A 20,890-nucleotide genomic window follows, 5' to 3' on the forward strand; every position below is an offset into this window, starting at 1 on the left:
GGGCTGTACCCCGCTTTTGTTTTCTGGGATAACTATTGGGGCGCAGCCCCCCTCCCCACCCCACCCCGAGGACCCGCATGAAGTTCACCGACGGCTTCTGGCTGATGCGCGAGGGCGTGCAGGCCTCGTACGCCACCGAACTCCGCGACCTGCGCACGTCCCCCGGCCGCCTCACCGCGCACGCCTCCGTCAAGCGGGTCCGCACCCGCGGCGACACCCTGAACTCGGCGCTGCTCACGGTGGAGTGCCACGCGCCCGCCGAGGGGGTGATCGGCGTCCGGATCACCCACCACGCCGGAAAGGCCCGCCGCGGCCCCGACTTCGCCCTCGCCGCCCCCGACCCCGGCGCCGGCACGGTCCACGAGGACGGCACCGCCGTCGAGCTCGTCTCCGGCCCGCTCCGCCTCCGCCTCGACCGCGCCGCGCCCTGGACCCTGTCGTTCCGCGACGCCGACGGCCGCCCGCTCACCGAGGCCGGCCGCAAGGGCACCGCCTTCGTCACCACCCCCGACGGCGCCCACCACATGGCCGTGCAGCTCGCCCTCGGCGTCGGCGAGCAGGTCTACGGCCTCGGCGAGCGCTTCACGCCCTTCGTCAAGAACGGCCAGAGCGTCGACGTCTGGCAGGCCGACGGCGGCACCAGCAGCGAACAGGCCTACAAGAACGTCCCGTTCTACCTCTCCTCACGCGGCTACGGCGTCTTCGTGAACCACCCCGGCCGGGTCTCCTTCGAGATCGGCTCCGAGGCCGTCGGCCAGGTCCAGTTCAGCGTCGAGGACCAGTCCCTGGAGTACCACGTCGTCGCCGGCCCCACCCCCAAGGACGTGCTGCGCCGCTACACCGCCCTCACCGGCCGCCCCGCCCTGCCCCCGCCGTGGTCCTTCGGCCTCTGGCTCACCACCTCCTTCACCACCCCCTACGACGAGGCCACCGTCACCTCCTTCGTCGACGGCATGGCCGCGCGCGACATCCCGCTCTCCGTCTTCCACTTCGACTGCTTCTGGATGCGCGAGCACCAGTGGTCGGACTTCCGCTGGGACCCGGAGACCTTCCCCGACCCCGACGGCATGCTCGCCCGCCTCAAGGCCCGCGGCCTGCGCGTCGGCCTCTGGATCAACCCGTACATCGCCCAGAAGTCCGCCCTCTTCGACGAGGCCGCCGCCGCCGGCCACCTGGTCAGGCGCCCGAACGGCGACATCTGGCAGTGGGACCTCTGGCAGCCCGGCATGGCCCTCGTCGACTTCACCAGCGCGGACGCCCGCGCCTGGTTCCAGGACAAGCTCCGCCCCCTCCTCGCCCAGGGCGTCGACTGCTTCAAGACGGACTTCGGCGAGCGGATCCCCACCGACGTCGTCTGGCACGACGGCTCCGACCCCGAGCGGATGCACAACTACTACGCCCAGCTCTACAACCGGACCGTCTTCGAACTCCTGGAGAAGGAGCGCGGACCCGGCGAGGCCGTCCTCTTCGCCCGCTCGGCGACCGCCGGCGGCCAGCGGTTCCCCGTCCACTGGGGCGGCGACTGCTGGGCCTCCTTCGAGGCCATGGCCGAGTCGCTGCGCGGCGGACTCTCCCTCTCGCTGAGCGGATTCGGCTTCTGGAGCCACGACATCGGCGGCTTCGAGGGCACCCCCGACCCGGAGGTCTTCACCCGCTGGCTCGCCTTCGGCCTGCTCTCCTCGCACAGCCGCCTGCACGGCAGCGACTCCTACCGGGTGCCGTGGGAGTTCGGCGAGACGGCGGTGGAGGTGGCCCGCCGCTTCACCCGCCTCAAGCACCGCCTCATGCCCTACCTGTACGCGGCCGCCGCCGAGGCCCGTGCGACCGGCGTCCCCGTCATGCGCCCCATGCTCCTGGAGTTCCCCGGCGACCCGGCCTGCCGCACCCTCGACCGCCAGTACATGCTCGGCCCCGACCTGCTCGTCGCCCCCGTCATGACGGCCGGCGGCGAGGTCGAGGTGTACGTCCCCGAGGGCGCCTGGACCCACCTCCTCACCGGCGAGACCGTCACCGGACCGTGCTGGCGCCGCGAGACCCACCCCCTCGACAGCCTCCCCCTGTACGTCCGCCCCGGCGCCGTCCTCCCGCTGGCCGCCCCCTCCGACCGCCCGGACGGCCCCTGGCTCGACGGCCTCACCCTGCTCGTCGCCCCCGGCGCCGCCCCCGGCACCGCGACCACCGTCACGGTCCCGGACCACCGGGGCGCCCCGGCCGCCGCGTACCGCGTGACCCACGGGGAGACGGGCCCGACGGCGACCGCGACGGGGACCGGGCTGCCGTACGCGGTACGGACGCTGGGACCGGGCGGCGCGGAGGACGGCGGCTGACCCGGCCCGGCCCCCGCGGACCCGCCCGGCGGCGCACCGGTCACCCGGTCGCCGCGCCCGGTCACCCGGGCGTGCCGGCCGCCGGGGACAGGCTCCAGAAATCGGCGTAGCGGCCGCCGAGGCGCAGGAGTTCGTCGTGGCTCCCCTCCTCGACGATCCGGCCGGAGTCGAGGAAGACGATGTGGTCGGCGTGGCGGACGGTGCGCAGCCGGTGGGCCACCATCACCACGGTCCGGCCCGCCGTCAGGCGCTCGACGCCGGCGTGGACGGCCGCCTCGTTGACCGGGTCGAGCGCGGAGGTGATCTCGTCGAGGAGCACGATCGGCGCGTCCTTCAGGAAGGCGCGGGCGATCGAGACCCGCTGGCGTTCGCCGCCCGACAACCGGGCGCCGCCCTCGCCGACGGGGGTCGCCCATCCGTCGGCGAGGCGCGCGATCACCTCGTCCAGGCCCGCCGCGGCCGCGGCCGCCCGCACCTCGCCGCCGGTGGCGTCGGGGCGGCCCAGGCGCACGTTCTCCTCGATCGTGCCCTCGAAGAGGTAGACGTCCTGGAAGACGACGGAGAACCGCGCCATCAGCGCCTCGGTGCGCACCGCGCGGACGTCCGCGCCGCCGACGCGCACCGCGCCCGCGTCCACGTCGTGGAACCGGGCGAGCAACTGCAGCAGGGTGCTCTTGCCCGCGCCCGAGGGCCCCACCACGGCCAGGCGCCGCCCCTCGGGGACGGACAGGGACAGGCCGTCGAAGACCGTGTGCCCGCCGTGCCGGAAGACGACCGACTCCACCTCCAGGCCGTGGCCGCGCGGCTCGACCGGCTCGGCGGCCCGGGGCAGCGGCTCGGTGCGCAGCACCGCGTCCAGCCGGTCCAGTTCGCCGCGCGCGGCGCGCAGCTTGCCGCCGAGGTCGGCCAGGGACAGCAGCGGATCCGCGCAGCGGGCGGCCAGCACCAGGACCGTCAGCAGCTCCGCGGCCCCGACGGCCCCGTCGAGCGCGCGGTACGCCCCCAGGGCCAGCACCGCGGTGAACACCGCCTGCACCGTCAGGGCCAGGCCCAGCGCGCCGGGCAGCGCCGACAGCGTCGAGCGGCGGGAGGCGTGCTGGACCCGGCGCAGGGCGTCGTCGAGCAGCCGGAAGCGCTCGGCGGTCCGGCCGCCGGCCCGCAGCACCGGCTGGGCCCGGAGGTACTCGACGACCCGCTCGGTGGCCTCGCGGTCGCGCGCGGCGCGCTCCGCGTCCCCGGCCGCCGTCGCCCGCCCGGTCAGGACCTGGACCGCCGCCACGAGGGGGACGGCGGTCAGCGCGGCCAGGCCCAGCCGCCAGTCGAGGACGAGGATCACGGCGACGATCGTCAGCGGCGTCACGGCGGCGGAGACGAGCGGCGCCAGGAGGTGCGCGATCACGCTCATCGCCCGCAGGACGCCCTGGCCGGCCAGGGCGGACACCTCGCCCACCCGGGCCGTGCCGTACCAGCCGAGCGGCAGCCGGGTCAGCTGGTCGCCGAGGCGGTGGTACACGCCGCGCAGCAGCGCCGTGCCGACGCGGAACCCCGACAGGTCGCTGAGGTAGCGCAGTACCGCGTACGCCGCCAGCGCGGCCCCGAAGGCACCGATCCAGGGCCAGGCGCGGTCCGGTTCGTCCCCGAGCAGGGCGCGCAGCACGGGCGCCAGGAAGGCGTACGACAGGCCCTCGGCGATCGCGGTCGTCGTCATCAGGGCGAGGGTGCGGCGCATCGGCCGGGAGTACCCGGTGCCCAGCACGCGCAGCAGTACGCGGATCATCGGGGGTCGTCTCCTTCCGTGGGGCCCGCCGTGTGCCGGGAGTGCCACAGGGCGGCGAACTTCCCTCCCGCGCCGAGCAGTTCGGCGGGGCTGCCGTGCTCGACGATCACCCCGTCCTCCAGGACCGCGACGGCGTCGGCGCCGGCGACGGTCTCCAGGCGGTGCGCGATGACCAGGACCGTCCGGTCGGCCCGCAGCGTGTCCAGGGCGTGGCGGATCGCCCGCTCGGTGCGCGGGTCGGCGAAGGAGGTCGCCTCGTCGAGCACCAGGACGGGGGTGTCGGCCAGCAACGCGCGGGCCAGCGCGATCCGTTGGGCCTCGCCGCCGGACAGCCGCGCCTCTTCGCCGATCACCGTCCCGTAGCCGCGCGGCAGTTCGAGGATCCGGTCGTGGACGTGCGCCAGCCGGGCGGCGCGCTCCACCTCGTCCGGCCGGGCGTCCGGCCGCGCCAGGGCGATGTTGTCCGCGACGGGGGCGCGCAGCAGCCGGACGTCCTGGAAGACGAAGGAGATCCGCCGGTACAGCTCCCGGCTGCCCAGGTCGCGCAGGTCGACGCCGCCCAGGCGGACCGAGCCGCCGGTCGGGTCGGCGAACCGCGGCAGCAGCCGGACCAGGGTGGACTTGCCGCCGCCCGAGGGCCCGACGAGCGCGGTGACGGTCCCCGGCTCCAGGACGAGGTCGACCCCTCGCAGCACCTCCCGGCCGGGTTCGTAGGCATAGCGGACGCCGCGCAGCTCCACCCGGTGGCCGTGCGGCGCGACCGGGCGGTCCGGCTCCGGCAGGGGCGGCACCGCGAGGACGTCGCGGATCCGGCCGACGGCGCGGCGGGCGGTCTGCAGCTCGTCGAAGCCGTGCCCGAGCGCCGCCACCGGGGCGGTCAGGCCGAGGCCGAGGAGCAGGAACGGCGGCAGGTCGGCCGGGGGCAGCCCGCCGCCGGTGATCAGCGCCGCGCCGCCGGTCACCACGGTCAGCAGCACGAACGGGGGCGAGAGGGCCAGTTGCATCCCCGCCGCGACCGGGGAGATCCCGTGGACCCAGCGGCGGAACACGGCGACGAAGTCGTCGGCCGCGTCGCGGAACTCGCGGTGGGCGCGCTCGCCCCCGCCGAAGGCCTTGACCACCGCGATGCCCTGGACGAACTCCACCGCGGAGCTTCCGATGCGGGCCATCGCCGCGTCGAAGTCGGCCTGTTCCCGCAGCCGGGCCGGGGTCGCCATCAGCGGGACCAGCGCCATCGCGAGGACCACCGGGATCAGGGTGATCAGCGTCAGCCGCCAGTCGACGGCGAACAGGTAGACCAGCGACACCAGGGGCACGACGAAGGCGGACGCCAGCTCGCCGGGCGCGTGGGCGATGAACGGGTGCACGGCGCCGACGTCCTCCCCCACCAGCCGGGCCAGTTCGCCGCCCCGGCGGCGGGAGAGCCAGTCGAGCGGCACCCGTCCCAGCCGCGCGGCCAGCCGCCGGCGCAACGCCAACTGCACCCGCCCGTCGAGCAGGTGCCCGGTCCCCGCGGCGGCGCCCGTGAACAGCAGCTTGACGAACAGGCCGGCCGCGCCCGCGATCACGACGAGCCGGACGTGGTCGTGGTCGACCGGGCCGGGCGCGAGCAGGACGCGCCCCAGCTCGACGACCGCGAGCAGGGGCGCCAGCCCCGCCACCGCGCCGACGACCTGGAGGCCGATCACGGCGGCGAAGCCCGCCGCGTACGGCCGCAGGAGCGCCGTCCCCTCGCGCCCGTCCGGGGGCCGCTTCCGCGGGGGGCCGGTCCCGTCCGGTCGCCGTGCGGGCCGGTTTCTCGCTTCGGTGAGTTCGGTGCCGGTCATCGCCCTCTCGTCCTCGTCGGCTCCGGGACGCCCCGGAGATTCTTACGATGTAAGGCTGTACGGGGACGCTATACTTACGCCGTAAGAATCGTCAATCGTCAATCGTCGAGGGTCCATCGGGTCGCGGGGCGTCCGGGACGGAAGGTGGGGTGCCATGGCGGCCGTCAGGACGCGCGGACAGCGTGCGGGGCTCACGCGGCAGGCCGTCCTGGAGGCGGCCCTGCGCCTCGTCGACCAGGAGGGGCTGAAGGCCCTGTCGATGCGGCGGCTCGGCGCCGAGCTGGGCGTGGAGGCGATGACCCTCTACCACCACGTGCCGAACAAGACCGCCCTGCTGGACGGGGTGATCGAGCGGGTCGTCGCCGAGGCCGTGCCCCCCGAGTTCGGCACCGCCGCCTGGCGGGAGGTCCTGAGCGCCTACGCGCACGCGCTGAACGCCGCGCTCGACGCGCACCCGAACACCGTGCCGCTGCTGCTGTCCCGCCCCGCCATGACGCCCCGCCTCCTGCGGACGCTGGAGGCCGTGGTGGAGATGCTGCACGAGGCCGGTTTCCCCCTGCCCAGGGCCCTGGACGTCGCCTACGGGCTGACCGCTTTCGTCGTCGGGCACGCCACCGCGCAGGCGGGCGGCGTCGGCGGGGCCGACACCCTGGCCGCGCTGGACCCGGAGGCGTACCCGTCACTGGTCGGCGCCGCCCGCGCGGCGGGCGAGGACGCGGCCCGGACGCGCTTCGGCTTCGCGCTCGACGCGCTGCTGTCCGGCTTCGAGGGGGAACTCTCCGCCGCCTCCACCGCCACCGCCCCGGCCTCGGCCTCGGAGTGAAGGAGGCCGCCGCTCCGGGGCGCCGCGGCCGGTCAGGTCTGCCGCGGCTGGTTCGGCCTCCGCGATCGGTTCGGCTTCCGCGGTCGGTTCGGCCGCCGCGATCGGTTCGGCCTCCGCGATCGGTTCGGCCTCCGCGATCGATTCGGCCTCCGCGATCGGTTCGGCCTCCGCGATCGGTTCGGTCCGGCGTGGTCAGTTCGGGCTGATCGCGGCCTCGATGTGGGCGAGGTGGGCGGCGAGGATCTCCTCGAACGCGGCGGGGCGGTCCGCGCCGAGGGGGCGGATGTCGCGGGCGAAGTGGGCCAGGGCGGGGAAGCGTTCGGGGTCGGCGCCGAGCACCGCGACGCGGAACAGCTCCATGCCCTGCTCGTACTCGTCCGGGCCGATGGTGCTGACGCCGGCCTCGGAGGCGATCAGCGAGGCGATGAGCACCGCGAGCCGGTGATAGCGCGCCGGGATCTCCTCGTCCGGCAGCCCTGACGCGCGCAGGGCCTGCAAGGCCTCCTCCATGACCAGCCGGGAACCGGCGCCGCCCGACGCGTACCGCCCCCAGACCGCGGCGAGTTGGGGCTGGCGCCCGAAGGCGTCCCGCAGGCGCAGGGCCAGGGCGGTGACGCGCTGCTTCCAGTCGCCCTCGGGGCGGTAGCCGTCCATCGCGGTGAGCAGGATCCGGTCCGCGACCGCGCGCAGCAGCTCGGTCTTGCTGCGAAAGTGCCGGTACAGGCTGGAGGAGTCGGTCCCCAGGACCGCGGCGAGCTTGCGCACGCTGAACGACTCCGCGTCGCTCGTGCTCAGCAGCTCCGCCGCCGCGTCCAGGATCTCCTCCGTCGTCCAGCGCCTTCGGCCCGCCATCCCCGCTCCTCTCGTCAAAACCCCAGACTACCGGTGCACTTGGCGTTGCACGCACCGCGTGCATAATGAGGACATGAGCGCGCGCAGCTCTCTTCCGTCCCTGCGAAAGGACACTGACGTGAGCAACTCCCTGGACTTAGCGGCCCTGGACGCCGCCGTGGAGGACGTCCACCGCGCCGGAATGCCCGGCGTGTTCGCCGAGGTGCGGGACGGCGAGCAGGTCTGGCGCGGCGCCGCCGGCGTCGCCGACCTCGCCACCGGCCGTCCCGTCACCGCCGGCATGCGCCACCGCGTCGGCAGCGTCACCAAGACCTTCACCGCCGCCGCGGTCCTGCAACAGGTCGAGGCCGGCCGGATCGGACTCGACACGCCGATCGCCCGGTACCTCCCGGAACTGGTCCCCGGCGACCCCGGCGAGGCGATCACGGTCCGGATGCTGATCGACCACACCAGCGGCCTCGCCGAGTACCTCCCCTACGCCTATCCCTCCCTGAAGGCGTTCCCCGTCCTCGCGGACACCGGCCCCCAGAGCCTGGACGACCACCGCTACACCCGGTTCGACCCGCTCGAACTGATCGCCATGGGAGTCTCCGCACCTCCCGCCAGCGCGCCCGGCAGCACCCCGGGGCTCTACTCCAACACCAACTACCTTCTCCTCGGGCAGCTGTTGGAGCGGGTGACCGGCACCACCGCCGAGCGCTGCATCACCCGGAACGTCATCGAACGCGCCGGCCTCCGGGACACCTTCTTCCCCGACGAGCCGGAGATCGACGGTCCGCACGCACGGCTCTACGAGGCGTGGTTCGGCATGATCGACCCGCCGCGCGACTACAGCGTCTACGACATGTCCTGGACGGGCGTGACCGCCTCGCTCGTCTCCACCGTCGCCGACCTCAACCGCTTCTACCGCGCGCTGCTGGCCGGCGAGATCGTCAGCCCCGCGTCACTGGAACGGATGCGGCGCGTCGTCCCGGTCATCTCCCAGGAGATGAAGGTCATCGACTACGGCCTCGGGATCTACCCGACGCAGGAGCCCGGCCTCCCCGTCTACTGGGGCCACGGCGGCACGGTCTGGGGCGGCGGGGCCCTGGCCGTGATCCGCGCCGACGGCCGGCGGCAGATGGCCGTCGCGATGAACCTGCAACGCTGGAACCGGCTCGACTCCTCCGGAGTCCCGCAGCCCCACCCCATCGACCACGCGCTCGCCGCCTTCTATCGCCTGGCGATGTACGGCTGACGGACCGCGACCCGCCGACGGCGGGAGCGACGGGGCGGGCGCGGCCGGCCGCCGTTCCCTCATTGGCCGGAAACCGCCGCCAGGGGCGCTCCCAGCAGGACGGGCAGCTCGCGGTGGCCGTTCGACAGGAACGAGGGGTGCGGCCGGAGCTCCTCCGCCGGCACGGCCAGCGCCATGTCCGGGAAGCGCGCGAAGAGCGCGGGCAGCGCGACGCGGACCTCCATGCGGGCCAGTTGCGCGCCCAGGCAGTAGTGCACCCCGTGGCCGAAGGAGACGTGGTCGCGGCGGGTCGCGCGGGTCACGTCGAAGCGGTCCGCGTCCGGGCCGTGGTGCGCGGGGTCCCGGCCCGCGCCCAGGAAGCACAGGACGATGGGGTCGCCCTTGGGGATCGTGACGCCGTCGTCGGTCTCGATGTCCTCGACGGCGTACCGCAGGATGCTGTGCGCACCCGGCGGTTCGAAGCGCAGGGACTCCTCGACGACGTCCTCCCAGGACGCCCGGCCCTCGCGGACGTGCGCGAGCTGGTCGGGGTGGGCCAGGAGGGCGGCGACCGTGTTGTCGATGAGGTTCACGGTCGTCTCGTAGCCGGCGGTGAACAGGAGGATGAGGTTGTCGAGCAGTTCCTTCTCGCTCATCGTCGCGGTGCCGGAGTCCCGGGCGGCGATGAGTCCGGAGGTCAGGTCGTCCCCGGGCCGCTCCCTCTTGAGCGCGACGAGCTCGATCATGTTCCGGTACAGGTCGAGCGTGTTCGCCTGGGCCTCCGCCGACGTCGCGGAGGTGGCGAAGAAGCCCTGGATGATCCGGTGGAGCGCCGGGCGCACCGAGTCGGGGATGCCGAACAGCTCGCAGACGACCTGGTGCGGCAGGCGGTGGCCGAACTCCTCGCGCAGGTCGCACGGCCGTCCGGGGGGCCACGCCTCCAGACGGTCGAGCAGGTCGGCGACGATCTCCTCGACCCGCGGACGCAGGGCCGCCACCCGGCGCGCGGTGAACTCGCCCGCGACGGGCTTGCGCAGCCGGGTGTGCTCCTCGCCGTAGGCGGTGACCATGTTCTGGACGGAGACCCAGATGGCCAGCGGCCACTCCTCGGAGACCTCGCCGCTGATCCACGCCGGCCAGTGCCGGTAGGCGTCCTTGGAGACGCGCGGGTCGAGGAAGAGCGACCTGACGAGCGCGAGGTCGGTGACGGACCAGGCCTCGACGCCCCCGGGAAGGACGATCCTCACGACCTTCCCCCGGGCGCGGATCTCCCTGACCTCACCGTGGACGTCCTGGCCGAACGGATCGATGCGGAACGGGCATTGCGTGCTCATGAAAAAACTCCCCCACAGATGATGAGACGAACGCTGCCACTTCGGTGGAATCAGACGGAGGCGCCGGTGATCCCGGTGAGGGACGCGCGGAACACCCGGTGGCCGTCCTGGTGGCCCGTGACGTGCAGGGCGACGGTGCCCGGCTCCTCGCCCGGCGCCGGGTGGGCCTCGATCAGGCAGGGCGCGTCCAGCTCGGCGTAGCGGTCGAAGCCGAGGGACAGCGCGGTGGGGTAGAAGGCGCGGGGGCCGGTGGTGGCCCGGGCGGCCTGGTGGACCGCCTCCAGAAGGGCCATGCCGGGGACGTGGTCGTTGGGGCGCGCGAACAGGGACGGGTTCGCCGGGTCGGCGCGCAGGATCCAGCGCAGGGGGTCCCGGGTGGGGGAGAGGACGACGTCGGCGGGGCTGACACGCCCGACGGCGGCCGGCGGGACCGGGGCGGGGAGAGGGGACGCCGGCGGGGTGGCGAGGCGGCCGCCGCGCAGCCTGCCGTAGGCGGCCGGGGAGGTGCAGGTGAGGCTTCCGTGGCCGGTGGCGACGGTGCGGCCGCCGCGGGTGATCACCGTGTGGCAGGTCATCCGGTTGAGCCGGGGTCCCTGCCGCCGGACCTCGGAGCAGGTGAGGTGGAGCAGGAGCGGCGGGCCGTCGGCGCGGACGAGCGCCTGGTCCGGGTCGATCGTGTAGTTCAGGTCCCGCATCAGGAAGTGGTGGTCCAGCGGGGCGTCGAACTCGGCGTGGGCGATCAGACGCGCGGCCTGCCGGTTGGTCTCCGCGATGAGCGACGGAGCGTGGCGTCCGTGCACCGGGGTATGGAAAGGATGGGAATCCGGCCAGGAAACCGTCAGGGCGAAGTGATCGGCGCCGATGCGCCTCCAGTCCGAGAGCAGGACGTCGGAGGGACGCGCGCGCCGCAGAAGCTGTCCGGGGCTAGCCTTCTGACGTGGGACGGAGCTATAAAGTCCCTGGTGGCGGGGCGAAGTTAAGGTTCTTTCGGAGTGCTCTCTTCGGCCCGTGGGCTGCAGGGCAGAGCTGATCGACATGTATCCCCCAAGGCAGATCTTGAGCCGTTGACGGCTCAAGCCAGTCGGAAGATACGTCCCTCCAGGTATAATTCGCAATGACCATTGTGTAGGCCACGGTTTGTGCCAGACCGGCGCGAGACGGGGACCGGGCTCACGACGCAAACAGCGGGAGCATGGGTGTGACTCAGCACGAACGATCGAAGAGGACCCGGGGCCTCATCGTCGAGGCCGCCGGCGCGGTCTTCGCCGAGAAGGGGTACAACGGCGCCACCATCTCCGACGTCTACCAGCGGGTGGGGCTCACCAAGGGCGCGTTCTACTACTACTTCACCGGCAAGGAGGACCTGGCGAGAGCGGTGCTCGAGAGCCAGGTCGGCGAAGTCCCCTTCCCGCTCGTGCCCCGCACCACCCGGCTCCAGGAGATGGTGGACGCCGGGATGGTCTTCGCCCTGGCGATCCGCAAGGACACCGCCGTGCAGGGCAGCCTGCGCCTCTCCCTCGAACACGGCGCGCACGACCTGGACCGGCGCCGCCCGTACGAGGACTGGATCGCCCACAACCGGTACGCGATCGCCCGGGCCAAGGACGCCGGCGAACTGCACTCGCACGTCGACCCGGAGGCCGCGGCACAGCTGTTCGTCGGCGCGTTCTCGGGGGTCCAGGTGCTGTCCGAGGTGATGACCGGCTGGGCCGACCTGGAGGAGCGCATCTCCGTGCTGCTCCAGTACGTCCTGCCGACGATCGCCCTGCCCGGCCCGCTGGCCCAGGTCGACATGTCCCCCGGCCGCGCCGACCGGGTCCTCGCCGACCTGGAGCGCCTCCGGCAGGCGGAGGCCGGCGCGGAGGAGGCCGAGCGGGGCTGACCCGGGCGTCCTCCGGGGCCGAGGCGGTGGAGGCGCGGCGCGGGCACCCGTAACCGGAATGTGGCGACATTCAGGTCGAGGGTCGCGAAGGGGTAGATAAGCGGGCACATAGGGGCATCAGAAGTTCCTATGGCAGTTGCATACCTTCTTGCACGTTTGTTTCCATCGACCTGTCCTCGCGGGAGGCCCGCACTCACGGACCACGGCTCTTGACCGACCACGGAGAAGCCACATGATCAAGCTCGATGACATCCGGCGCCATGCGGCCACCGGCGCGACGCGGGACGCCTTGATCGACGGCCGGGTGCGGCTGTCCTGGAGTCGGTTCGCCGACGCCGTGGCCGGTGTCGCCGCGGGCCTCGCGGAGCACCTGCCCGGGGCGGAGCCGGTCCGCGCGGCCTTCCTGGCGGGCAACAGCTGGCGGCTCGCCGTCGCGATGAGCGCCTGCGCCACCCTCGGTGTGTCCTGCACCGGCCTGGACGCCGACCTGGACGAGGAGACCCTCGCCCGCCTGCTCGCCGAGCTGGGGCCGTCCCTCGTCTTCACCGACGCGGACCACCGCCCGGTGCTCGACCGTCTCGGCCGGTCCGGCGGGCCGGCCGCCGGGACCGGCCCGCGCCCCCTGCGCGTCCTGCTCGACGGCGGGCCGGGGTCGGACGAGGACCGCTCCGGCACGCTCCGCTTCGACCGCCTGGCCGCGACCGAACCGCCGCGCCGGCTCCCCGCCCCCCTGCCCTACGAGTCCTTCGCGGTCGGCGCCGACGGGCGGGGAACGGCCCGGATCGCGATGCGCAGCACCCCCTACGAGGGGCGCCAACTCGTGGACCTCGTCGACGAGTTCGGCCTCGCCCGCACCGACGTGCACCTGGCCGCCGCCCCGCTGTCCCAGCACACCGCGCTCGCGCTGACCCGCACCATGCTCGGCGTCGGCGCCACCCTCGTGCTCGCGGACGGGGCCGACGCCCCGGCCCTCACCGCGCTCCTCGCCGACGAACGGGTCACCACGGCGGTGGTCACCCCGGCGGACCTGCGCGGGCTGCTCGACCGGCCCGAGGACGCCGAGCCCTCGCCGCGCACCGGGCACCTGCGCTTCCTGCTCACCCCGGGCCGGCACCTGGGGCAGTGGGCGGTCAACACCGCCTGGGAGCGCCTCGGCCCGGTGCTGCACTCCGCCCTCGGAAGCCCCGAGACCGGCCTGACGGCCGTCCTCGGCCCCGAGGAGCTGCTGGTCTCCCCGCCGCGCTCGGGGCGCGCCACCCTCGGCACGGGCGTGGTCGTGCTCGGCGAGGACGGCCGGGAGCTGCCGCGGGGCGAGACGGGCCGGCTCGGCTTCGCCGGGCACCAGGTGATGGACGGCTACCTCGGCGGGGACGGCCTCCTCGACGAGGAGGCCGCCTCCTTCGCCCTCCTCGACCGGGGCGCGGGCGAGGAGCGGTTCCTGCTCACCGGCGAGTGCGGGCGGATCGACGAGACCGGCCGGCTCCTCGTCACCGGGCGCACCACCGGGGTCCCGGTCGAGGTGCGCGACTCGGCCGTGGACACCGAGCTCTTCCGCCTGGAGTCCGACCTGCTGAACCTGCCGTGCCTGCGCGACACCGCCGTGATGCGGGTGAGCTCCCCGGTGCTCGGCGAGGCGATCGTCGTGCCGTTCATCGCGGTGGCGGTCGGCCGCGAGGCCACCGGCTACCAGGCCCTCAGCGCGGCCTGCGCGCGCCGGGTGCCGTCGCTGCCCGCGCACGTCATCGCCGTCGACACCATCCCGTACAGCCCGACGGGGCGGGTGCGGACCGGGGAGCTGCTCGACGCGGTGCTGCCCATCATCACCCTCAACCTGCAGCTTGAGCAGTCGATGCAACAGGAGATGTCCTCATGACCGTGCCCTCGCTCGACGATCCGACGTACGGCGCCGACCAGGCGTACGAGACCGAGCCGTCCGAGGACTTCGAGTCCGCGTTCTTCGCGCTCGAACTCGAACTCCTGGAGCTTCCCTGCGTCAAGGACGTCGCCGTCCTGCGCACCCGGCTGCCCGAGGTGGGCGAGACGCTGGTGGTGGTCTACGTCCCGCTCGCCGAGGACCAGGAGGCCGGCGGCCGGCAGGCGGCGCTCGCGGCCTGCGAGCGGCTGATGCCCTGGGTGCCGGCGCAGGCGACGGCCGTCGACTCCGTCCCGCGCACGGCCGACGGCACGGTGCGGGCGGGGCTGCTGATCGACAGCCTGCTGCCCCAGATCGCCCGCGACCTGCTCTCCCCGATGGAGATGTCCGACTGAGTCCCGTCCGCACACGAGGGCGTGTCGCGAGGGCGAGATTTATACGTGCATCGTGGTATGTTTCAGTCTCCGGGGCTTCGTGCCCCGCAGAAGGGAGCTTCGTCGTGCAGTTGCAGCAGCTGCGCACGTTCCGCGAGGTGGCCGCCGAGTTGAGCTTCACCCGCGCCGCGCGGAACCTCCACTACTCGCAGCCCAGCGTCACCGCCCACATCAAGAACCTCGAAGAGTTCATCGGCACCCCGCTGTTCCACCGGGGAGGCGGCCGGATCGAGCTGACCGACGCGGGGCGCAGCCTCCTGCCGCACGCCGAGCGGATCATCGAGATCGCCGAGACGGCCGAGGCGGAATGCCGCGAGGCGGCCCTCGCCGGCCGCCCCCGGACCGCCGCGACCAGCGCCGCCTGAACCTTTATCGAACGGCATTCACCGCACCACCGGAAAGCACCACCGGAAAGCACCACCGAAAAGCATCACCGGGAAGCACCACCGGAAAGCAGCGCCGAAAAAGCTTTCCACGGACGGCCCGCCGACGCGTCGCACATATTCCGACGCGCCGGCGGGCCGTCATTCTTTCGCGCCCGCCATTACCGCAGTCTCCCAGCATCCGCGCAGGTGAAAACGGTCTGGCGTGGATCCGCAATTCTCCGTGCGCAACGGCGCAAGGGTGACTCGAAAACGGCCCCTAGGCTCGTATTAATCGAACTCGCTCCATATCGGTTCGCCTGCTTCACACCCGGAGAGGATCATCACATGGGTCAGGCCCCCATAGCGGATCAGTCGGCCGCGGAAGCCCCGAACGACCTGATGACAGGTGATACGTACCTGGAAAGCCTGCGTGACGGACGACAGGTCTTCCTGGACGGCGAACTCGTCAAGGACGTGACCGCGCACCCGGCCTTCGCCAACGCCGCGAAGTCCACCGCGCACCTCTACGACGCGCTCCACCACCCGGACACCCAGGACCTGATGACGACGGTCGACCGCTACACGGGTGCCCGCGTCCACCGCTTCTTCACCCCCGCCCACTCGGGCGAGGACCTCCTCAAGGCCCGCGACGCCATCGAGCACTGGGCCAGGCTCAGCTACGGCTTCATGAACCGCACGCCCGACTACAAGGCGTCGTTCATGGCCGGCCTCGCCAACACCCACGACTTCTACGAGCCGTTCGGCGACAACGCCCGCGCCTGGTACGAGAAGTACGCCCGCCAGGGCCTCTCCATCAGCCACGCGATCGTCAACCCCCCGGTCGACCGCAACAAGCCGGCGCACGCCATCCGCGACGTCTACCTCAAGGTCGTGGAGGAGCGCGGCGACGGCATCGTCGTCGAGGGCGCCAAGCTCATGGCGACCGCCTCGGCGCTCTCCAACGTCGCCTTCGTCGGCCAGATCCACCTGGCCAACCTGGAGGCGGGCAAGGCCGACGACATGGCGCTGGCGTTCCTCGCGCCGATGAACACCCCGGGCATGAAGGTCGTCTGCCGCCCGTCGTACGAGCGCAAGGCCAACAGCCCCTTCGACAACCCGCTCTCCAGCCGGTTCGACGAGAACGACGCCGTGCTGGTCTTCGACAAGGCGTTCATCCCGTGGGAGAACGTCCTGATCTACCGGGACACCGAGAAGATCCACCAGTACTTCCCGCGCTCCGGCCTGCTCAGCCGCGGCTTCTTCCAGGGCGCCATCCGCATGGCGGTCAAGCTGGAGTTCATGGCCGGCCTGCTCGACCGGGGCACGAGGCTCAACGGGACCGACCAGTTCCGCGGCGTCCAGGCGGGCCTCGGCGAGCTGCTGGCCTGGCGCCACCAGACCTGGGCCGTCACCACCGCCATGGCCCTCGACCCCGAGCCCGGCCCCGGCGGGACCGTCCTGCCGCGCATGGACTACTCGGCCGGCTACCGGGCCCTCGCGCCCCTCAGCTGGGAGCGCACGCACCGCTTCTTCGAGGAGCACCTGGCCGGCGCCCTGCTGATGACCCCGTCCAGCCACAAGGACCTGCAGAACCCGGAGCTGCGCCCGCTCCTGGACCGCTACTACCGCGGCTCGGGCGGCACGGCCGAGGAGCGCGCCAAGCTCTTCAAGATGGCCTGGGACGCGATCGGCACCGAGTTCGGCGCCCGCCACGAGCTGTACGAGCTCAACTACGCCGGCGGCCCCGACCAGGTGCGCCTGGACACCCTCAACTGGTCCCGCGGCGCCGGCCTGCTCGACGAGTACGGCGCGCTCGTCCAGCGGGCCATGGACGACTACGACCTCGACGGCTGGACCCGCGGCCGCTGGGCCGAGGACAACTGACCGCCGGGGCGCCCGATCGCCCCGGAGCAGCCGGACGGGCGCGCGCGGTCCGCGCGCCCCGGGCGCCCGTCCGGCCCGCCCCGCCCTGCAGAGACCACGTTCAGCAGAGAGGCTGCTCATGAAGAACGACCTGCGTGACGTGATGCGTACCTTCGCCACCGGGGTCTGCGTCGTCAGCACCTACACCGAGCGGGACGGCGAGCGACGCCACAACGCCATCACGGCCAACTCGCTCACCTCCGTCTCGCTCGAACCGCCCCTGGTGTCCCTGAGCTTCCGTCAGGACTCCGAGTTCTTCGCCGAGCTCATGACGTCGTCCGTCTTCGGCATCTCCATCCTCGGCGCCGACGGCGAGTCCACCGCCCGCGCCTTCGCACGGCGCCGCCCCGAGCGCGACCGGTCGCTGCGCGAGCTGGTCAGCGACCCGGGCGAGACCACCGGGACGCTGCTCTTCGAGGCGGCGGCGTGGATGGAGTGCCGGCTGCGCGACCACGTGGTCGCCGGCGACCACGTGATGGTCATCGGCGAAGTCGTCGGGCTCGGCGCCCGCGAGGCCCAGCCTCCCCTGATCTTCCTGCAGGGCGGGTTCCACCGATTCGAACTGGAACAGGTGTGACGTGCGAGTGGAGAAGCCCATGCGAACGAAGCTCACCCGAGCGAGGAAGCTCATCGGCCCGCGCGGGGCGCTCGCCGCGGCCCTGACCCTCGCCGCCGTGGCGGTCCTCCCCTGGCCGGGCCAGCCCACCCGGGCGGCGACCGGCGCGGAGACCGCGGCGGAGACCACCGCGGCCGGCACCGAGCAGGTGTCGGTCTGCCTGGCCACCACCCGGGACACGGCGCGCGAGCAGACCCTGCGGGTCCCCCGGGCCGCCGCCGACGTGCTGCTGCGGTACACCCTCTCGTACGAGGGCGTCTGCGCCTCCTACGGCGCGCCCAGCGCCCTCGGCGCCGGCGAGCTGCGCACGTACGCGCAGCTCGCCGACGGCCGGCCGCAGTCCGTCGGCATCGTCTTCCCCAAGTCCACGCTCACCGGCCTGCCGACGGCCATGACCGACGGCAAGCACTGCTACGACATGAACGGCGACGGCTCCGTCAACGAGCACACCGAGTGCGTCGGCGGCCACGAGCGCCCGCTCGAACTCCCCGCCCAGCTGGCCTCGTTCCCCGACATGCCGCTCAAGTGGGCCCTGGTGAACTACAACCCCATGGGCCACGGCCCCGAGCACATCTACGACTCCCCGCACTTCGACTTCCACTTCTACGTCCAGCCGAAGGCCGAGCGGGACGCCATCCGCACCGGACCCTGCGGACTCGCCATCGACTGCGAGGACTTCGCGACGGCCACCAAGCCGCTGCCCCCGCAGTACCTGCCGCAGGACTACCAGGACAACGGCGTCGCCGAGGCCGCCATGGGCAACCACCTCGTCGACATGAGCTCCGGCGAGTGGCACGGCGAGTCCTTCACGCAGACCTTCATCTACGGGGCCTACGACGCGAAGATCAGCTTCCTGGAACCCATGATCTCGAAGGCCTGGCTCCAGGGCGTCGCCGCCGGCACCAACCCCAGCCGCTGCTGGCCCGTCAAGCAGCCGCAGCAGTGGCAGGAAGCCGGCTGGTACCCGCAGGAGTACTGCATCGAGTACCGCGCCAACCGCGGCGAGTACACGGTCTCGATGCGGAACTTCCGGCACAGCGCCGCCTGAGCCGGCCCTGCCCCGCGCCGCACCCGTTCCACCCGCACCACACCCCCGCGCCCGCCTGCCACGAATTGATTGGTGACTGACACATGTCCCGAGGATTCTCGATCGGCGTCGTCGGAGGAGGAGCCGCTGCAGTCTGTCTGATCGACGCGTTGTCCCTGACACACAGCGAGCCGGGCAGCCTCACCGTCTTCGAGCCGTCGCCGCACCTGTGGCGCGGCCGCGCCTACCAGGTCGACACCGAGACGCTCAAAGTCAACGCGACGCCGGACGACATGTCCGTGCGCCACGGCGACCTGGCGCACTTCGAGCGCTGGCTGGAGACCCGGGACAAGATCATCGGGGTCCGGGTCGGAGTCGACCGCTGGTCCGGCAGCCGGTTCGCCCCCCGCACCGTCTACGGGGAGTACCTGGAGCAGACCGCGTACGCCGCCCTCGGCGAACTGCGCCGCCAGGGCTGGCGGGTCGACCTGGTCGGCGAGGGCGTCACCTCGGCCAGCCGGGCCGCCAACCGGGTGCTGCTGCGCACCGGCAACGGCCGGGCCCGCGCCTTCGACTACGCCGTCCTCTGCGTCGGCGGCGACAGCCCCAAGGACGTGTACGGACTGTCCGGCACGCCCGGCTTCGTCGCCGACCCCTACCCCATCGTCTCGAAGCTGGCCGACGTCGGCGAACAGGACCACGTCGCGGTCATCGGAAGCGGCCTGACGGCCATCGACATCATCCTGTCGCTGGCCGCCCAGGGGCACCAGGGCCGCATCAGCCTCCTCTCCCGCCGGGGCGTCCTGCCCGGCGTGCGCCAGAAGGCCGTCCCCTTCGAGCTGCGGCACTTCACCCCGCACCGGATGGAGGCCCTCGCCGTCGGCCGCCCCGAGCTGACCCTCGACGAGATCGCCGACGTCATGCGGGCCGAGTTCCGCGACGCGGGCGCCGACCTCGACGCCGTCGTCTCGGAGATCATCCGGGTCGACCTGGAGGACCCGGTCGACCGGCTGCGCCGCCAGATCCAGGAGGTCGACTCGCCCCACATGGGGCTGCGGATCCTCCAGCGCGCCGTGCCCGAGACCGGCCCCGACGTCTGGCCGCGCCTGCGCGAGCAGGACAAGGTGCAGCTGCTGCGCGCGCACTACCGCACGATCATGAGCCTGTGCTGCCCGATGCCCCCGGGCAGCGCCGGCGTCCTGCTCGACCTCGTTGACGCGGGCCGGCTCGACATCGCCGCCGGACTGCAGAACATCACGCCGCGGCCCGACGGCGGATTCGACATCCTGACCGCCGAGTGCGCCGAGTTCACCGCCGACCGGGTCGTCAACGCGGTCAACGCCTCGGAGGGGCGCATACCCGCCAGCGCCGCACCCCTGGTGACCTCCCTGATGCGCAACAGGGTCGCCAGCCGGCACCCGCACGGCGGCCTGCACATCGCCCGCCCGACCAGCCAGCTGACGTCCAACGGACGGCCCGACCCGCGCCTGTACGGGCTCGGCAACATCGCCGCCGGGTCCCTCTTCTTCACCTTCGGCATCCCGTCGCTCGTCGACCGGAGCCAGGACATCGTCTCCACGATCCTCCAGCACGCCGAGACCGTCCGCGCCGCGCACCCCGAGAACGTCCTGCTCACCGTCTAGCCCGCCCAGCCGCGCGGGCCCGCCGCCCGCCGCCGCCCACGTGAGGAACACCGCCGCATGAGCATCACGGACACCGACCGCCCCGCCTACCTCGCCGACACCCACACGGGCCTGCCCATCCCGAGCGAGCCGGTCTTCGCCACCCACGAGGAGACCCGCCGCCACCGCAAGCAGCGCCTGGCCGCCGCCCTGCGCCTGTTCGGCAAGTACGGCTTCGGAGAGGGCATATCGGGCCACATATCGGTCCGCGACCCGGAGCACCCCGACCAGTTCTGGGTGAACCCCTTCGGCGTCTCCTTCAACCTGGTCCGCGTCGCCGACCTGATCTGCGTCGACTCCCGGGGCCGCGTCGTCCAGGGTCGGCACCGGGTCAACCCGAGCGCGTTCGTCATCCACTCCGCGATCCACGAGATGCACCCGGGCGCCACCGCCGCGGCCCACGGCCACACCGCGCACTCCCGCGCGCTCGGCTCGCTCGGCCGCCTCCTCGACCCCATCGACCAGGAGTCCGCCGCCTTCTACGGACGGCAGGCCCTGTACGAGGAGTACGAGGGGCCGTCCGTCTCCGTCGAGCAGGGCCGCGACATCGCCGAGAAGCTCGGCGACAACCGGGCCATCCTGCTGCGCCACCACGGCCTGATCACCGTCGGCGGCTCCCTCGACGAGGCCGTGCACTGGTTCTTCACGTACGACAGCTGCGCCCAGGTGCAGCTGCTCGCACGGGCGGCCGGCACGCCGAAGACCTTCACGCACGAGCAGGCCCTGGCCGCGGGCGACGGCTTCGGCAACGAGCAGCTCGGCTGGTTCAGCTTCCAGCTGCTCTGGGACGAGATCACCCGCGAACAGCCCGACCTGCTCGACGAATAGCCCCGCCGGGGGGGCGGGGGGGCGCCCCCGGGCCCCCCCCCCCCCCCCCCCCCCCCCGAAAGATAAAACGGCGTGGAAACCAACACAAAAAAGCGGGGTGTGGGG

General features: G+C 72.9%; 17 protein-coding genes. 12 read left to right on the forward strand and 5 right to left on the reverse strand.

Annotation, left to right across the window (positions count from 1 at the left end; translation table 11 throughout):
* Positions 1–77 precede the first annotated feature (77 nt).
* Positions 78–2,327: an alpha-xylosidase gene (yicI, locus tag AB0E83_RS27705; RefSeq protein ID WP_362117471.1), complete on the forward strand. Its 2,250-nt coding sequence runs from the start codon at positions 78–80 to the stop codon at positions 2,325–2,327.
* A 61-nt stretch (positions 2,328–2,388) separates the two neighbouring features.
* Here yicI and AB0E83_RS27710 read toward each other — a convergent pair whose 3' ends face one another.
* Together AB0E83_RS27710 and AB0E83_RS27715 are read right to left on the reverse strand one after the other, a co-directional pair.
* Complete coding sequence (locus AB0E83_RS27710; RefSeq protein ID WP_362117474.1) at positions 2,389–4,104, reverse strand: ABC transporter ATP-binding protein; 1,716 nt, start codon at positions 4,102–4,104, stop codon at positions 2,389–2,391.
* Entirely contained in the window at positions 4,101–5,930 is a 1,830-nt protein-coding gene (locus AB0E83_RS27715; RefSeq protein ID WP_362117477.1) for an ABC transporter ATP-binding protein, read from the reverse strand. The genes AB0E83_RS27710 and AB0E83_RS27715 overlap by 4 nt, the downstream gene beginning before the upstream one ends.
* Before the next feature lie 154 nt (positions 5,931–6,084).
* Between AB0E83_RS27715 and AB0E83_RS27720 the strand changes: the two genes are divergently transcribed.
* On the forward strand, positions 6,085–6,753 hold the full coding sequence (locus AB0E83_RS27720) for a TetR/AcrR family transcriptional regulator C-terminal domain-containing protein (protein ID WP_362117480.1): 669 nt from the start codon (positions 6,085–6,087) through the stop codon (positions 6,751–6,753).
* A 192-nt stretch (positions 6,754–6,945) separates the two neighbouring features.
* On the opposite strand, the gene AB0E83_RS27725 is transcribed toward AB0E83_RS27720, so the two are convergent.
* Positions 6,946–7,605, reverse strand: coding sequence for a TetR/AcrR family transcriptional regulator (locus AB0E83_RS27725; protein WP_362117483.1), 660 nt, complete (start codon positions 7,603–7,605; stop codon positions 6,946–6,948).
* Positions 7,606–7,723: 118 nt separating this feature from the next.
* Here AB0E83_RS27725 and AB0E83_RS27730 point away from each other — a divergent pair, with 118 nt between their 5' ends.
* Positions 7,724–8,842: a serine hydrolase domain-containing protein gene (locus AB0E83_RS27730; protein ID WP_362117486.1), complete on the forward strand. Its 1,119-nt coding sequence runs from the start codon at positions 7,724–7,726 to the stop codon at positions 8,840–8,842.
* Between the two features lie 59 nt (positions 8,843–8,901).
* On the opposite strand, the gene AB0E83_RS27735 is transcribed toward AB0E83_RS27730, so the two are convergent.
* Entirely contained in the window at positions 8,902–10,155 is a 1,254-nt protein-coding gene (locus AB0E83_RS27735; RefSeq protein ID WP_362117489.1) for a cytochrome P450, read from the reverse strand.
* 50 nt (positions 10,156–10,205) lie between these two features.
* Positions 10,206–11,192 (reverse strand): ScbA/BarX family gamma-butyrolactone biosynthesis protein, encoded by a 987-nt coding sequence (locus AB0E83_RS27740; RefSeq protein ID WP_362117492.1) that lies wholly within the window; start codon positions 11,190–11,192, stop codon positions 10,206–10,208.
* Between the two features lie 161 nt (positions 11,193–11,353).
* Here AB0E83_RS27740 and AB0E83_RS27745 point away from each other — a divergent pair, with 161 nt between their 5' ends.
* The 9 genes from AB0E83_RS27745 (at position 11,354) to AB0E83_RS27785 (ending at position 20,785) form a co-directional block, all read left to right on the forward strand.
* Positions 11,354–12,037 (forward strand): ScbR family autoregulator-binding transcription factor, encoded by a 684-nt coding sequence (locus tag AB0E83_RS27745; protein WP_362117495.1) that lies wholly within the window; start codon positions 11,354–11,356, stop codon positions 12,035–12,037.
* 232 nt (positions 12,038–12,269) lie between these two features.
* Positions 12,270–13,910, forward strand: a complete 1,641-nt coding sequence (locus tag AB0E83_RS27750) for an AMP-binding protein (protein ID WP_362117498.1) — start codon at positions 12,270–12,272, stop codon at positions 13,908–13,910.
* Positions 13,907–14,305 (forward strand): hypothetical protein, encoded by a 399-nt coding sequence (locus tag AB0E83_RS27755; RefSeq protein ID WP_362117501.1) that lies wholly within the window; start codon positions 13,907–13,909, stop codon positions 14,303–14,305. The genes AB0E83_RS27750 and AB0E83_RS27755 overlap by 4 nt, the downstream gene beginning before the upstream one ends.
* 104 nt (positions 14,306–14,409) lie before the next feature.
* The gene (locus tag AB0E83_RS27760) at positions 14,410–14,709 is read left to right on the forward strand and encodes a LysR family transcriptional regulator (RefSeq protein WP_362117504.1); all 300 of its coding nucleotides are present in this window, start codon (positions 14,410–14,412) and stop codon (positions 14,707–14,709) included.
* A 345-nt stretch (positions 14,710–15,054) separates the two neighbouring features.
* Complete coding sequence (locus AB0E83_RS27765; protein ID WP_362117507.1) at positions 15,055–16,593, forward strand: 4-hydroxyphenylacetate 3-hydroxylase family protein; 1,539 nt, start codon at positions 15,055–15,057, stop codon at positions 16,591–16,593.
* 118 nt (positions 16,594–16,711) lie between these two features.
* Positions 16,712–17,209: a flavin reductase family protein gene (locus tag AB0E83_RS27770; protein WP_362117510.1), complete on the forward strand. Its 498-nt coding sequence runs from the start codon at positions 16,712–16,714 to the stop codon at positions 17,207–17,209.
* A gap of 19 nt (positions 17,210–17,228) precedes the next feature.
* The gene (locus AB0E83_RS27775; protein ID WP_362117513.1) at positions 17,229–18,296 is read left to right on the forward strand and encodes a hypothetical protein; all 1,068 of its coding nucleotides are present in this window, start codon (positions 17,229–17,231) and stop codon (positions 18,294–18,296) included.
* Between the two features lie 83 nt (positions 18,297–18,379).
* Positions 18,380–19,918 carry an FAD/NAD(P)-binding protein gene (locus AB0E83_RS27780; protein WP_362117516.1) on the forward strand — a complete coding sequence of 513 codons (1,539 nt, stop codon included), beginning with the start codon at positions 18,380–18,382 and terminating at the stop codon, positions 19,916–19,918.
* Positions 19,919–19,975: 57 nt separating this feature from the next.
* Positions 19,976–20,785, forward strand: a complete 810-nt coding sequence (locus tag AB0E83_RS27785) for a class II aldolase/adducin family protein (protein WP_362117519.1) — start codon at positions 19,976–19,978, stop codon at positions 20,783–20,785.
* Positions 20,786–20,890: the final 105 nt, after the last annotated feature.

The organism is Streptomyces sp. NPDC035033 (assembly GCF_040636735.1).
Taxonomy (GTDB): Bacteria; Actinomycetota; Actinomycetes; order Streptomycetales; family Streptomycetaceae; genus Streptomyces.